Source organism: Oleiphilus sp. HI0123, assembly GCF_001635315.1.
In genome coordinates this window covers 1-494 of the sequence record NZ_LWGE01000732.1, presented here as the reverse complement: position 1 = coordinate 494, position 494 = coordinate 1, and the positions used below count along the sequence as shown (strand labels likewise).

General features: G+C 47.4%; 1 pseudogene. It reads left to right on the top strand.

Features of this window, described 5'->3' with window-relative positions:
- Positions 1-52: 52 nt before the first annotated feature.
- Positions 53-494, top strand: a pseudogene (locus A3761_RS06540) (hypothetical protein); the annotation flags it as partial.

The window sequence follows — 494 nt, the reverse complement described above, 5'->3', positions numbered from 1 at the left end:
CTGTACATATTATTGCTACGGATAAGTCTCAGCCTGTGGAGGTGCAGTCTGTATGAGTGCCATGACACAGAACAATACACAGATCATTGCCACGAGTGGACGTTCCTTATCAGACTTTCATGGTGGTATTCACCCGGCGGAAATGAAGTCGCTATCGAGCGAGACAGCGATTACTGAGGCGGGCATTCCGCCACTACTTGTTTTACCTTTACAGCAACATATTGGTCAAGCCTCCAAGGTCTTGGTTGAAGTGGGTCAACAAGTAAAAAAAGGCCAGTTATTGGCTGAAGCAGACGGTTATATCAGTGTCGGCTTGCATGCACCCAGCTCAGGTGTGGTAGAAAGTATTGCTGAGCAAGTTGTGGCGCACCCTTCTGGTAATTCAGATTTATGTATTACCTTGAAGACAGACGGCCAGGACCAGTGGTGTGAATTGGATGCGAGTGAGGATTACTTGTCTCTGGATGCTGACACAATAAGAGCGAAAGTTCGTG